Origin of the sequence: Nodosilinea sp. FACHB-131, from assembly GCF_014695395.1 — a bacterium.
Lineage (GTDB): Bacteria > Cyanobacteriota > Cyanobacteriia > Phormidesmidales > Phormidesmidaceae > Nodosilinea.
The window spans coordinates 82401-96405 of sequence record NZ_JACJOF010000027.1; the positions used below are offsets into that span (position 1 = coordinate 82401).

Genomic DNA, 14005 nt, shown 5'->3' on the forward strand with positions numbered 1-14005 from the left:
CCCTCAAACTCCCAGCATCCTCTCAGTAAGTTGAGCTTACCGAGGGGATTTTGCATTCAGCCCACTCACGGGATGGTCTGAGTATCCTGGAGACGCTGCAAATCCTTCAACAAATCAATAAACCCTATACTCGGGTTCAAGCCTCATCAACAATCTTCACACGGACGCGAGGGGCACCTCGAGCTCATCAACTCGCCAAGCTGCGTGGGAGAAGGCTTCGTAGATATCCTCTGGTTTCAAGTAGGGATAGGCTTGGAGAATAGTATCCGTTGAAATAGGTGGGGTTGCGTCACGGCTGACTCTAAAATGGGGCTAACCTTGAGCCATCTGCTTAACCCTCTCTTTCAACGTAGGTTGGGTGAAGTGCCAACGGAACTCAACAAAACTCTGTGACTGTTGGGGTTCACTTCGGTTCACCGAACCTACCTCTGCCCCTTTAAATCTTCCGAGCGCCCTCGGAAACTAACCATGAGTGCATCGCTACTTTTCATTCAAAAACTCAAGCATTCAGACAAATTTCCTGGCTATTTTGTCGCCAGTACCGCCCCCCACAACGTCGAAGACGACCCCCTCGATTACAGCGATTCATCCAGCGTCACTATTCCTGCCAGCCCTGAAGCCCACGTTCAAGAGATGGCCAGCTATCTCAAAGAACACAAAGGCAATGCAGAAATCTTGGTGGTAATCCACGGCTACAACACCAACAAGGACTCCGTCAGAGACTGGTTTGACAGCATTCAAGAACATATTGCCCTCCACTACCAAAGCCGAGCTAAAGGCTTTGTGCTAATCGGCTATCGCTGGCCCTCGGAGCAAATCATCCCCAGCGAGTTATTAAGAGCGGGAGAAAACAAGCTAAATATTTTAGGTAACCAGCTAAAAAACTATAGAAACGCACTGCCTTTTGTGCCGGGTTTGCTTTTCCTAGTGGGCTTCACAGGTTTATTGATTAGCCTTTTATCCTGGTTGTTTGGTCTATTTTCAACTGCTTCTCAAATTCCAGGCACTGTACTTTCTTTGCTGATTGCCGGCCTAGCAACAGCGGTTGCACTATTCTTTTTTGCTCCCATCCTTACCATTATCTTGCTGCGGTTCGTTGTCTACTTTCGAGACAACTATCGAGCCAATAACTTTGGCACTCCAGACTTGGTAGAGCTGCTGCGTCAGATTGACAACACCCTTACCAAAGATGTCCCCGAGCCCGACAAAGACTGGGGCAAAAGCCGCATCAAGCTGTCGTTTATTGGCCACAGCATGGGAGGCTTCGTCGTCACCAATACCGTGCGCATTCTGTCGGATGTGTTCGATTCAAAATCTGTCGGCACCATGAGCACAGCCGACCCTCAGAAGAAACCTTCGCCTGCCGTTGGCAATGTGTATTGTCTCAGCCGCTTGATCCTAGTTTCACCAGATATCCCCGCCGAAACCATTATTTCTGGAAGAGCCAATTTTCTTCAGTCTTCACTGCGTCGGTTTGAAGAGGCCTATCTATTTAGCAATGAAGGCGACATGGCGCTGCGTTTAGCCTCTACAGCGGCCAACTATTTTAGCTATCCTTCTAGAACTAGAGATGGGGGCTATCGCCTCGGCAACGTTACCGTTAGAAGCTCTGGAATCGGGTCAAAAGAAGAGGGCAAAGAACAATCCGAAGACTACGGCATTCTGGCGAGACTTCCCAATGGGCTATTAGTTAAACTACAAGACACCCTGACTAGCCAAGGGCACGTGCAAGGCGCTATCTGTGGCGGACAGCTGGCAAAAGTTGAGGGAGGTGCGATCGCCAACCTTCAGGGTGAGATGCTCACTTATTCTGAGCATGGCGAAACGGCTCCTCTCTACGAAGCGCTTCATGATTTTCTTGAGCCCTATAACCTTCAAGCTAGCAAGATCGACAGCTTGCAGCAGGGGCAGATCGTCAGACTTCCCGGTGGAGAAATTGTTTCACTTCAAAACAAGGCCAAGAGTTACTGGTATTTTGAAGCAATTCAAGAAAATCATCTTTGCCGAGTCCAGGGTGACAAGCTATTTGACTTTGACGACGAGCAGTTTGTCATATTCGAGCGTGGGCATATCGCCAAAATCAAAGGCGAAACTTTAGAAATTCTCGATAAAGCTGAGGGTCAATCTTGGGCCTCAGCCTATGGAGAGCCCCTCAAGGTCAGCGGTAGCCAGCTTGCCGTATTTAGAAACGGAAAGTTTGTCAAATACCAGCACCAAGAAGAGATTGCTGGAGAACCCCTAGCGATCGAGGGCAGGGTCTCGATTACCTGGCGTTTTCCCCTCGACTACCTCTACATCCGTGACAAAACCCCGCTATCTGAGCGGCAAAGAAGCGTTGCTTTAGCACCTGGAGAGACCCCCATCGGTGAACTGTTTAGCTTCTTTGACTGCACAGACTACGTCGAGCCCAACGCAGATAGAAAACTCGTAGGCGTACTCAGCCACGCAAAACGAAAAAAATCTTTGAGCATTGGCGACTACTTTTCGTTGACCAAAGACTACTTTGGCGGACGCATTGATACCCATGGCGGATACTTTAACAACCTCGATCTACAGCGGCCCTACAAACCCGAAGCAATCTCCTCTAAGTTTGTGATCTATGGATTGGCCTGCGTAGGGTTTGAGAAGCTTTTAGATGAACTGAGTGAGCAAAACACTTTCAAGCAAGACTCAAATCTGCTTGCCCTCTACGCCCAGACTTTGAGTGATCTGGCAGAGCAGTGCCCAAGTTCCTCAGCAGAACAGCGCCGGAGAATTGCGCTAACTCAAGTGCTATCTAGCATTTGTCAGCGGAAGCAAATTCAAGTACTGCTATCGAGGAAATGCTACGAGGAAAACGTTTTGGGGCTTGAATGAAAACCAGCAACCCTAGGACGGCTGTATTATAAGTACAGTCACACTTCGTTACATCTCTGACTATGGTCGCTGAACTGGTCTCCCTCTCGCTGGCGTCAATCAAAAAGCACACCTGGACCTGGCGAGGCTACGGCATCGCCTACACTGTCGCAGGCGAAGGAACACCCGTCGTTCTCATCCATGGGTTTGGAGCCTCCCTTGGTCACTGGCGCAAAAATATTCCCGCTTTAGCGGCGGCAGGGCACCGGGTCTATGCGCTCGATCTGCTGGGGTTTGGCGACTCAGATCAGCCTGAGATACCCTACACCCTCGACCTCTGGCAAGACCTGCTGGCCGATTTCTGGGCTGCGTTTATCAACACCCCCGCTGTCTATGTCGGCAACTCCATCGGCGGGCTGCTGACCCTCATGATGCTGGCCAACCACCCCGACAAAGCCCAAGCCGGGGCCGTGCTCAATTGCGCTGGGGGGCTCAACCACCGCCCCGAAGAACTCTACCCGCCGCTAACCTGGATCATGGGAGCCTTTACCTGGCTGGTGAGTTCGCCCCGAGTCGGGCCACTGGTGTTCAATCAGGTGCGTCGCAAGGGTCGCATTCGCAGCTCGCTCAAACAGGTGTACCGCAACCCCGCCGCTGTCACCGATGAGCTGATCGAGATGATCTACACCCCCGCCTGCAAGCCCACAGCGCAGAAGGTGTTTGCCGCCATTGTCACCGCACCGCCAGGGCCAAAGCCCGAGGAACTGCTGCCCAAGATCACCCAACCGCTGCTGGTGCTCTGGGGCGAAAACGATCCCTGGACGCCAATCAAAGGCGCTGAGGTCTACCGCAAACTGGCCGAAGATGTGGCTCGCCCCAGCCTAGTTACTTTCCACGGCATTGCCGACACCGGCCACTGCCCTCACGATGAGCGCCCCGAGGTGGTCAATCCGCTGCTGGTAAATTGGTTGGACACGCTGCCCAAAGCTTAGTTGTAAAGCAAATCGTAGGTTGGGTGAAGCGAAGTGAAACCCAACGACAGACTAGGTTCTGTTGGGTTCTGCTAGCGCGTCACCCAACCTACAATGGCCTGGCTTCAGCCACTTATATTAGGTCAGGGAGATCTCAGGCAGATAGTCTGCCGTCCTGTTTCTGCGTCAAGGAGTTGCAGATAGTGACTTGACAGACAATCGGTCCTGTTCCATCACTATTAGAATTCCATGATCCTCGTAGGTATAGCATGGCCAATTCCCCCTAGAGTAGGTTAAAACCCGATTAATTCTCGCTTGCCGTCGTTTCCTATCGTCACTGTCTATGTCCTCAGCTTCCCTTCAGGAGCGGCTCGATCGCTACTACCAGCAGGTCAAAACCGTGATTTTGTCGCGGCAGCACCCGGTTAGCGGCCTCTTGCCCGCCAGCACGGCAGTGAACGTCCATGGCAACTACACCGATGCCTGGGTGCGCGACAACGTCTACAGCATTCTGGCGGTATGGGGAGTAGGCCTGGCCTACCGCCACCTCGACGACGACCGAGGCCGCACGGTGGAGCTAGAGCAGAGCGTCGTCAAGCTCATGCGCGGCCTCCTCACAGCCATGCTGCGCCAAGCCAAAAAAGTTGAGCACTTTAAAGAACGACAGGATCCGCTTCAGGCGTTACATGCCAAGTACGACACGGGCACTGGGTTACCGGTAGTGGCAGACGACGAGTGGGGTCACCTGCAAATCGACGCCACCTCAGTGTTTTTGCTCATGCTAGCCCAGATGACGGCCTCGGGGCTGCAAATCATCTACACCCAGGATGAAGTCAACTTTGTGCAGAACCTGGTCTACTACATTGGCCGCGCCTACCGTACCCCCGACTACGGCATTTGGGAACGGGGCAACAAAATGAACCACGGCAAGCCCGAGCTTAACGCCAGCTCTGTAGGCATGGCCAAGGCAGCCTTGGAGGCGCTACGGGGATTCAACCTGTTTGGCATGCGCGGGGGGCAGTCCTCAACTATTCACGTGCTTACCGACGAGATTGCCCGCGCCCGCATTACCCTAGAGTCGCTGCTGCCGCGAGAGTCGGGGTCTAAGGAAATTGATGCGGCGCTGCTGAGCGTGGTAGGCTACCCGGCCTTTGCCATCGACGACGAGCAGCTGGCCCAAAAGACTCGGCAAAAAATTATCGACAAGCTGCAAGGTCGCTACGGCTGCAAGAGGTTCTTGCGTGACGGTCACCAGACTGTGATTGAAGACACCAACCGACTGCACTATGAACCGGAAGAACTGCGGCAGTTTGAGCACATCGAGTGCGAGTGGCCGCTGTTTTTTACCTACCTGTGGCTAGACAGTTTGTTTGAGGGCGATCGCGACCAAATCCTCTTCTACCAAGAGCGCCTAGCGGCTCTCACCGTCAATCGCGACGGCCATGGCCTACTGCCCGAGCTGTACTACGTGCCCGAAGAAAACCTGGATGCCGAACGTCAGCAGCCCGGCAGCCAGACCCGTCTACCCAACGAAAATCTGCCCCTGGTTTGGGCCCAAAGCCTCTACCTGCTGGGGCAGCTGCTGCAAGACGGGCTGCTTAAACCCAGCGACATTGACCCCCTAGGGCGGCACCGCGCCCTAGGCGACCACCGCTACCCGGTGGTGCAGGTGGCCTTGCTAGCCGAAGACAAAGCCCTGCAAACAGAGCTTGCCACCTACGGCTTGCCTACCCAAACCCTAGAAGAAATTGACCCGGTGCAGGTGTTTCCAGCCACCGAGCTGTCGGCAACCTACGCTGAAATTGGCAAGAACGACAAGCTAAACCTCAGCGGTCGCCCAGTGCGGCGGCTGCGCAGCTTGACCACCTCGCGCATTTTTCGCATTAAGGGCGAGTCGGTGGTATTTTTGCCGTCGTTTTTAGACCAGCAGCGGTTTTATCTCACCCTCGACTACCACTTTCTAGTAGCCCAAATTCGCAGCGAGCTAGCCTACATCTACGACCACTGGCGCGAGCCAGGTCGGCCTACAGTGACACTGCTGCTGACCCACGCCATGTTTGAGCTGGGCCACAGACCGATCTATGAGTCGCCGCTGATGGCGCTGATGCAGGAGCTGCAGGACGATCGCTGCGATCACGTCCCCGTCAAACTTGGCCCCTTGCACCAGCTGATGATGACCACCAGCCTAGAGCGGGTCGAAAACGTCAACGGCTACCAGCTGGGCAGCACCTCTGTAGGTTATACGCCCCTGTGGACGGCCTATTTGGGCTTTGAGCCCGATCGCGACGGCCCCCTATCGCTGCTTGAAGAATACACCCTAGAGAACGAGACCGACCTCGACAGGCTGCTCACCCAGCTGCGCGAGTCAAACAACATCTACGAGCAACTTGAGCTGCTCAGCACCCTCAAGCATTTGCACGGCAGCGACTTTAACACTGGCTTCGGCGGCCCCAACCACGTGATCACCGTCGAAGACCTGCTAGATGAAGTCTATGCCAAGGCCAGCCAGCTAGAGCAGTGGGGCATCTTGCGCCGAGCGGCCGGGCTGTTAGAGAAGGCCGATATTACCCTGTCCGATGCGGTAACCGAGCTGCTGGTGCGCCAAAAGCAAATCTCCGTGGGCAAGTCCTACAGCGAGGAATCGCTGATCAGTGAACCCATGGGTCACAGCGAGATCGTCGACAAAATCCGCACCTTCTGCGGCGACGACGTGCGCGACCACGTGCTCACCCAGGAGGTGCTGATCGACCTCAGCATTCTGATCAAAGCTGAGCCTTCCCTCTTCAAAGGGCTGATGACCCTGCGGGTAGGCTACCTGCTACTGCTCATTACCAGCGAACTGGCTCGCGAGCGCGGCATTACTCAGGACGAGGCCTACGGTCAACTCATTGACCTCAGCCCCTTTGAGCTTAAGACTCGCCTGCGCCAGGTATTAGCCGGGTTCGACGGGCTCAACCAGGCGATCTTTCGGCGGGAGTCACTGCACGTTAAGCCCCACAACCCCATCAACTGGCAGGTGGTGCCCGACGACATCGAACCAGCGGCCGAAGCAGCCGAAGCGCCTCATCAAGACTGGTGGCGCAAGCGGGTGATTGACGGCGAAATCGCCCGCATTTCGGAGGAGTTTTACACCCAGGTCTGGGAGGTGTTGAAACACTCCAAGGGCATTGTGATCGGCAATAAGTTTGACCGTAAGAACCGGTTGGATAGCGATCGCATCCTCTCCGAAATGACCCCCGGCGAGCAAAACTTTGAACGCCGCATCACCCACCTGCTAAATAAAATTCAGGCTCCCGAATACCGCCACGTCAACCTCGAAGCCCTGCGCGAAATGGGCGAAATCTTCAAGGTCAACCCCGACCTCTACTTTGAAGACCACATCTATCTCGATGTGCTGATTGGCCATGCCGTGCGCCTCGGCTGGCTCGACCACCAGCCCGATCGCATCGCCGCCTACGAGTCTGACAAAGCCGCTGCCTGGCAAGCGTTTTACCAGCTGCCACCCACCCAGTGCGCCACCTACATCGCCATGGCTCTGCAGTTCCTAACTGTGCTAGGCGAAGCCGAAACCGGGGCTGAGGTGTTGGAAGGAGTGGCTTAAAGTTACTCCCTACCCCAGCCCATAGGGTTCTAGCAATAAACTTGGAAACCACCAGAGCTGATCCTAGAGTTCTGGTGTCTTCTTTAAGAGCAAAGCCGTTGAGCGGTTAAGGAAAGAGAATTGTAAAGCCTTCTTGAACGAAGTGCCGATCATGGCTAAGCACTTCTTTGAGGCCCAAGAACTGCATGGTTTGCATGGAGATACAGTCCGTTAAGCTGTAGCCTTTATCCAGGCGCTGCCCATAGAGATATAGCCCTGCCAAAAAGGTATCGCGACTTTGAGGAACAACCTGCACCATTGGACTTTGCAGTAATAGGCTTGCTCGCTGAATCGCTCCTTCCTTAACAAGCGGTTCAAAGCTCGAAAAGAAGTTCAAAAATTCAGTCAATACTTCATCTGTGGTGACTAGCTCTACTGCCCCCAAAGTTTGGTTGAATTGCCTGACCTTTTGATGCCACTGGTCTCTAGGGTTGAGCATCGCAGCCCAATAAAATGTATCGGCGAATAAAGTTCTCATCTAACGTTCTGATTGATCGCTCTTGGGGAAGCCGTAGAGGTAGTGATCCAATTGGGCTGCGCCATCAGTAGGTAGAGTGGCAGCCGTGGTTTCAGGCAATGAGTCGGCAAATTCTTCAAAAGCAGCCCAAATAGGCTTTGGGGGTTCGTCAGTACCGCTAGACTCGCTTACATTGGGCGTCTGTTGCCGCCGGGTTTTGGCGAACAGTAAAAAATCCAGCACTTCTTCCAGGAGGAAGTCTGGAGCACTGTTGATCTCAAGCAGGAGTTGTTCGCGGGCGGTCACCGAGTTTTTCTCCAAGGGCGATAGATTTAAAGATAGCGGATCGACCTAGGTTAAGACTTCTCTACACCTTCGCTGTGCCGCGCCCTGATAGCGTCATGGCAAACCAGGCGGTCAGCAGCGTCAGCGCTCCAGCAATCCAAAACGGAAAGCTGTAGCTGACGCTGACCAGCAGCCCTGCCGTCGCCGGGCCGATCGCATTGGAAATGCTCAGGTACGACGCGTTTAGCCCCATCACTTCCCCTTGTTCGCGCGGGCCGCTGTTGAGCGACAGCAGCGCATCGATCAGCGGCATAGGGAATGAGTTGACGGCGCTGAAGACGACGGCGATCGCCACAAACGCCACAATGTTGGGGAATGCGGGCATCAGCAAAAACAAAATGCCCCGCGCGGCCAACGCCCCCGCCAAAATCTGCACCAGCTGAAACCGCCGCCGCAGCGGCTCCAGGGCAAACACTTGCGTTACAAAACCAATCATCCCTACCGCCGCAAACATGATCGCCAGGTTGCGGGCGTCTTGCCCCAGCACCTTGAGGAAGAAGGGCTGGAAGGCAAAGGTAAAGATCGTAAAGGTGAAACCGCTGAAGAAGGTCAGCCAAAAAATGCGGCCAAAGCGCCTGTCGGTAGCCGACCTGGCCAGGCGACCAAAGCCAAAATCGCGCCAGGAGAATTGAAACCTGCTGGAGCCAGTTGCCAGGGTTTCTGGCAGCAGCACCAGGCAGAGCACGGTGGCAAATAGGGCGATCGCCGCCGAAAACAAAAACCCCATGCCCAGACTGGTAAACCCCGGCAGGGGCGGCACCAGCTGCGCCACGTAGCTCAGCGGTGGCCCTACCACAAACCCCAGCCGAAACACCGCCCCAAAAATACCGTAGGCCCGCGCTCGCTGCTCTGGCGTGGTGATGTCGCTGACGATCGCCTGGGCAATGGAGGTATTGCCGCCAGTGATGCCATCGAGCAGACGCGCCACAAACAGCACCCAGGCCACCGAGGCCAGCCCCGCCATCAGATTCGCCGCCACCGTGCCCAGCAGGCTAACAATTAGCAAGGGCTTGCGGCCCATGCGATCGGACAGCCGTCCTAGAATGGGGGTGGCAATAAACTGTGCCGCCGCGTAGGCCGTAGTCAGCAAACTGGCCTGAAAGTCACTCAGCCCAAACTCCACCGCATAGGGGTAAATGAGCGGAATAATCAACGTGAACCCCACCGCATTGATAAACGCCACCAGCGCGGCAATCCAAAACCGCAGCGGCAGGCGCGAAGGGTCAGCTGAGGCCATAAAATTAGTCCATGAAAAACATTATTTTGGGGGTGGCGATCGCCCTGGGGCTACCGGTAGTGGCCTTAGCAGGCACCTTCGCCTACATCAGTTCGCCAAACTGGAATGAGGGCGACTATGACAACCTGGTCACCTACGAGGCGTATGCCCCCGGTGTCGACAACCCTGAGCAGCTTAGCGTAGTCAGCTACAACATTGGCTATTTGTCTGGGTTGACCAACCAGCAGGCCATAGAGCGAGACAAAGCCCTGTTTGAGGCGAACCAGGCCACGGCGATCGCTGCCCTAAAAACTCTCCAGCCCGATATTCTGGCGCTGCAAGAAATCGACTTCGACGCCTACCGATCGTTCAACCTCAATCAGCAGTACGCGGTTTCGGCGGCGCTGGAGATGGCCTTTGGGGCGATCGCCGTCAACTGGGATAAGCGCTACGTGCCTTTCCCCTACTGGCCGCCTCAGGCTCACTATAAGCAGGTGATCTCGGGGCAGGCCGTGCTCAGCCGCTACCCCATCCGCCGCAACGAACGGTTGGTGCTCGAAAAGGTGCCGACGAACCCGTTTTACTACAACGCACTGTACCTCGATCGCGTCGCCCAGGTCACCGAAATCGACGTATCCGGCCAAACCCTGATCGTGATCAACGCTCACCTCGAAGCGTTTGATGCCCCTACCCGCATCCGCCAAACCGAAGTGGTGCGCGAGCTAGCCGAGGGCTACGCCGAGGACTACCCAGTTCTGCTCTTGGGCGACTTCAACAGCAGCCTCAACCGCGACGAAGGCGACGATCCGCGATCGATTGGCCTCCTGCTCGACTCCCCAGTGCTGGCATCGGCACTGACCACGGCCCCGTCGTCGTTTACCTCTCCCTCTGACCAGCCCCAGTACGTCCTCGACTATATCTTTTACACCCCCGCCACCCTAGAGATGGTGTCCGCCGAAGTCGTGGCCGAGGCGGCCCAGGCATCAGATCACCTGCCCATACAGGCTCAGGTGCGGTTGCGCTGATTTTATAGAAGAGCTTACAAAGGATCCGGTGCTGCCTAGATGAAAGCGATCCTACCCATAGCTTTGCTTGAACCATCTAGCCATAGGTTTCAAAGTTCGATATTGTGGAACAACTGTAGTTTGAGAAGTACCTGCCCTAGGGTGTCAAACCGCAAATCGTATTGTTTCTAGGACTTTAAGCAATGAAACAGCTACAGCAATGGGTATTAGGGCTGCTACTGGTGACGCTGACGGCAGTGGGGCTGATTACGCTGCAACCTCGCGCTACAGCCCAAGATACCCCGGCTCCGGTCACCCTAGAGTCAGCCGGACTCACCTTAGAAGAACTGGGCGAAGGCGTTTACGGGCTAATCGCCAGCGTAGACTTTCCGCCCACCGATCCCGGCATGGCCATCTGTAATGGCGGCATCGTCATCGGCAGCGACGGTGTGCTGGTGGTCGATCCGTTTCAAACGGAGGCTTTGGGTGACCTACTGTTTGAAACAGTGGCTACCCTTACCGATCTGCCGGTGAAATATGTGGTTAACACTCACTATCACGCCGACCACACCGGGGGAAACCCGGCCGCCGCTAGCCGTCAGCTGCCGATTCTCGGGCGTGGCCCCATTCGCGAGTTTATGCTCAGCCGCAACAGCGAGAGCGATTCCAACATCACGCCGCCCGAGGTAATTATCAACGGCTCCTGGGATCTGTGGCTAGGAGAACGCCAGGTGCAAATTCGTGAGTTCGAGGGCCACTCTAGCGGCACCGACCTGGTGGTCTATGTACTCGATGCCAAGGTGCTGATAGCTGGTGACCTAGTGTTTCAGGAGCGAATTCCCTTCGTATCCGACGGCAACATTCGCGATTGGCAAGCGACCATGGCCAGTCTGATCGTTGACTACCCCGCTGCCCTAGTGTTGCCTGGTCACGGCCCGGTCACCGATGTCGCTGGCTTAGAACGCCTCAAGACCTACTTGGCTGATTTGGTTGCCTTGGCAGAGGGTTGGAAAGCAGCAGGTACGCCCCAGGAGGAGGCGATCGCAACACCAGTGCCCGAAAAATACAGCAGTTACCTCTTCCAGGCGTTATACCCCGGCAACCTAGAGGCAGCCTACAACCAGATCACCCTGGGCCAGGACGATGCTGCTTCGATTCAGCAGTACCTGGCAACGCAACCCGAGGCGGTAAAGGCGCTTTAGACACAAAGCACTAGGGAGTCGCCTGAGCGACTCCCACCTGAGCGCACATGTCGGCCAGGGGACAGCGCCCGCATTTAGGCCGATTGCCCGTACAGATGTGCTTGCCAAGGGGCACCAGCAGCTGATTGAGCTCGACCCAGTAGGGTTGCGGCAGTTTGGATTCCAGGGCCGTCATCGTCTTTTCGGGCGACTTGGTTTGCACATAGCCCCAGCGGTTAGTGACCCGGTGCACATGCACATCGACACTGATGCAGGGATAGCCCAGCGCTACCCCCATTGCCAGGTGGGCACACTTCGGCCCCACCCCCTTGAACTGCATCAGCACCTCGGGGTCGGCGGGCAGGTTGCCGCCCAGCTCGGCCAAAATTTGCTGGGAAATCTGATGAATCTGTGGAGCCTTATTCTCTGCGAAGGTAGACCCGTCGATGAGGGTCAAAATCTCTCCTACCTCCAGCTCCACCATTTGCTCTGGCGATCGCGCCCGAGCAAACAGTCGCTGCGCCACCACCACGCTCACCTCGTCGTAGGTGCGAATGGAAATAATGCAGGCGACGAGCTGCTCGTAGAGCGTGTCGAAGCCCTCTTCCGCCAGTTGAAACATGGCGGCTTTAGGAAACGGGGCCACTGCCTCACGCAGCAGCGGGATCGCCCGGTCGATGTCAAATTCCTTGGCAGTCACTAGGCTACAGGTTGCAGGACTAATTGACAGAATCTTAGAGAAACTGCACTTAAGTAAGCTAACTGTGACAGGCTCAAATAGCTAGGGCTCAGGGTCTATGGTTTAAGGTTCAAGTCCAGTCGTGAACCTTGAACCCTGTACCTCGCTAACCCATCACCTTTGGCTTGGCAGACTACTAGCTCATCACCAGAGGAGCCATCAGCTCGGGGTCTTGAAACAGCGGCGTGCTCAGGTAGCGCTCGCCAAAACTGGGCTGAATGATCACAATCAGCTTGCCGTCGTTTTCGGCGCGGCAGCCTACATCCACAGCAGCCTTGACGGCGGCCCCGGTGGAAATGCCCGAGAGCAGACCCTCTTCGCGGGCTAGGCGACGACCGTAGGCGATCGCATCCTCATCGGCCACCTGCACCACCTCGTCGATCAGGCTCACGTTCAACACCTCAGGGACGAAACCGGCCCCAATGCCCTGAATTTTGTGAGAGCCGGGCCGCCCGCCCGACAGCACTGGGCTGTTGATGGGTTCGACGGCGATCGCCTTGAAGCCCGGCTTGCGCTGCTTCAGCACATCGGCTACGCCAGTGATGGTGCCGCCCGTGCCCACCCCGGCCACCAGGATGTCGACCTGGCCATCGGTGTCAGCCCAAATTTCTTCAGCCGTGGTGCGGCGGTGAATGTCTGGGTTGGCCGGGTTGCGAAACTGTTGCAGCATGTAGGCATCGGGCAGGGTGTCGAGAATGTCTTGAGCGCGCTGAATGCAGCCCGACATCCCGGCCACGCCGGGAGTGAGTTCTAGCTCGGCCCCGTAGGCCCGCAGCATGGCTCGTCGCTCGGAGCTCATGGTCTCAGGCATGGTGAGAATTAGGCGGTAGCCCTTCGCCGCCGCCGCCATGGCCAGGGCAATGCCGGTGTTGCCCGAGGTGGGCTCGACCAGGGTAGTTTTACCAGGGGTAATTAGCCCTTCGGCTTCGGCGGCCTCAATCATGTTGATGCCGATGCGGTCTTTGACGGAGGACGAGGGGTTCATGCCCTCAAGTTTGACTACCAGCCGAGCTAGACAGCCGGCCTCTTGGGGAATGCGGTTAAGCTGCACCAGAGGGGTGCGGCCAATGAGTTGGGTCACGTTTTCGGCAATTCGCATGGGCCTGGCCTAGATGTAATACATAATGTCGACTTGCTGTTGGGCGTTGCGCTTTTCGACCATGTCTTGCAAGGTGTATTTGTGCAGCACCCCCTCGGCGGCTTGGCGCACCTCTCCCCACACGCCTTGAATAACCTGCGCTTCTGGCGTGTTAGACACTTGGGTGGGGTCGGCCTGGGGCTCAAACCCTTCTATGCAGCTCACCACATCATAGAGGGTAATCTTCCACGGATCACGGGCCAGCAAATAGCCGCCCCGCGCCCCGCGCTGACTCTTGACCAAGCCCGCCCGGCGCAGGGTAGCCAGCAGCTGCTCTAGATAGCGATCGGGAATATTCTGCTGGCTAGCAATCTGCCGAATTTGCAGCGGCTCGCCGCTGGCATAGTGGGGGCTCAGCTCTAGCAGAGCTAGCAGAGCGTATTCACTTTTAGAAGACAAATCCACAGGGCAGGCGGGGTAAAGAGCGATACGGTCCATTATACTCCGGTTCTCCACTGGGGTTTGCAGGATTATGCGAT

The 14005-nt window shown here is 55.9% G+C and carries 11 protein-coding genes; 5 read left to right on the top strand and 6 right to left on the bottom strand.

The features are described from left to right. The first annotated feature begins 468 nt into the window (after nt 1–468). From H6F75_RS16780 to H6F75_RS16790, 3 genes are all read left to right on the top strand, one after another. Nucleotides 469–2856, top strand: a complete 2388-nt coding sequence (locus H6F75_RS16780) for an alpha/beta hydrolase (protein WP_190753611.1) — start codon at nt 469–471, stop codon at nt 2854–2856. Nucleotides 2857–2918: 62 nt separating this feature from the next. Continuing rightward, nucleotides 2919–3827: an alpha/beta fold hydrolase gene (locus tag H6F75_RS16785; protein ID WP_190753612.1), complete on the top strand. Its 909-nt coding sequence runs from the start codon at nt 2919–2921 to the stop codon at nt 3825–3827. Between the two features lie 322 nt (nt 3828–4149). After that, complete coding sequence (locus H6F75_RS16790) at nt 4150–7407, top strand: glycoside hydrolase family 15 protein (protein WP_190753613.1); 3258 nt, start codon at nt 4150–4152, stop codon at nt 7405–7407. A 106-nt stretch (nt 7408–7513) separates the two neighbouring features. Here H6F75_RS16790 and H6F75_RS16795 read toward each other — a convergent pair whose 3' ends face one another. From H6F75_RS16795 to H6F75_RS16805, 3 genes are read right to left on the bottom strand one after another with little or no spacing between them, the layout of a single operon-like run. After that, nucleotides 7514–7924: a PIN domain-containing protein gene (locus H6F75_RS16795; RefSeq protein ID WP_190753614.1), complete on the bottom strand. Its 411-nt coding sequence runs from the start codon at nt 7922–7924 to the stop codon at nt 7514–7516. Beyond that, entirely contained in the window at nt 7925–8224 is a 300-nt protein-coding gene (locus H6F75_RS16800; RefSeq protein ID WP_206754687.1) for a hypothetical protein, read from the bottom strand. Between the two features lie 46 nt (nt 8225–8270). Beyond that, nucleotides 8271–9485 (bottom strand): MFS transporter, encoded by a 1215-nt coding sequence (locus tag H6F75_RS16805; RefSeq protein ID WP_190753616.1) that lies wholly within the window; start codon nt 9483–9485, stop codon nt 8271–8273. Nucleotides 9486–9496: 11 nt separating this feature from the next. Here H6F75_RS16805 and H6F75_RS16810 point away from each other — a divergent pair, with 11 nt between their 5' ends. Both H6F75_RS16810 and H6F75_RS16815 read left to right on the top strand, forming a co-directional pair. Continuing rightward, nucleotides 9497–10489: an endonuclease/exonuclease/phosphatase family protein gene (locus H6F75_RS16810; protein WP_190753617.1), complete on the top strand. Its 993-nt coding sequence runs from the start codon at nt 9497–9499 to the stop codon at nt 10487–10489. Nucleotides 10490–10671: 182 nt separating this feature from the next. Continuing rightward, nucleotides 10672–11670 carry an MBL fold metallo-hydrolase gene (locus tag H6F75_RS16815; RefSeq protein ID WP_190753618.1) on the top strand — a complete coding sequence of 333 codons (999 nt, stop codon included), beginning with the start codon at nt 10672–10674 and terminating at the stop codon, nt 11668–11670. 10 nt (nt 11671–11680) lie between these two features. Here the strand turns inward: H6F75_RS16815 and H6F75_RS16820 are convergent, their stop codons facing one another. The 3 genes from H6F75_RS16820 to H6F75_RS16830 form a co-directional block, all read right to left on the bottom strand. Further along, nucleotides 11681–12349 carry an endonuclease III gene (locus H6F75_RS16820; RefSeq protein WP_190753619.1) on the bottom strand — a complete coding sequence of 223 codons (669 nt, stop codon included), beginning with the start codon at nt 12347–12349 and terminating at the stop codon, nt 11681–11683. Between the two features lie 175 nt (nt 12350–12524). Continuing rightward, on the bottom strand, nt 12525–13487 hold the full coding sequence (gene cysK, locus H6F75_RS16825; RefSeq protein ID WP_190753620.1) for a cysteine synthase A: 963 nt from the start codon (nt 13485–13487) through the stop codon (nt 12525–12527). Between the two features lie 9 nt (nt 13488–13496). Continuing rightward, nucleotides 13497–13931: an Rrf2 family transcriptional regulator gene (locus H6F75_RS16830; protein WP_073609073.1), complete on the bottom strand. Its 435-nt coding sequence runs from the start codon at nt 13929–13931 to the stop codon at nt 13497–13499. Nucleotides 13932–14005: the final 74 nt, after the last annotated feature.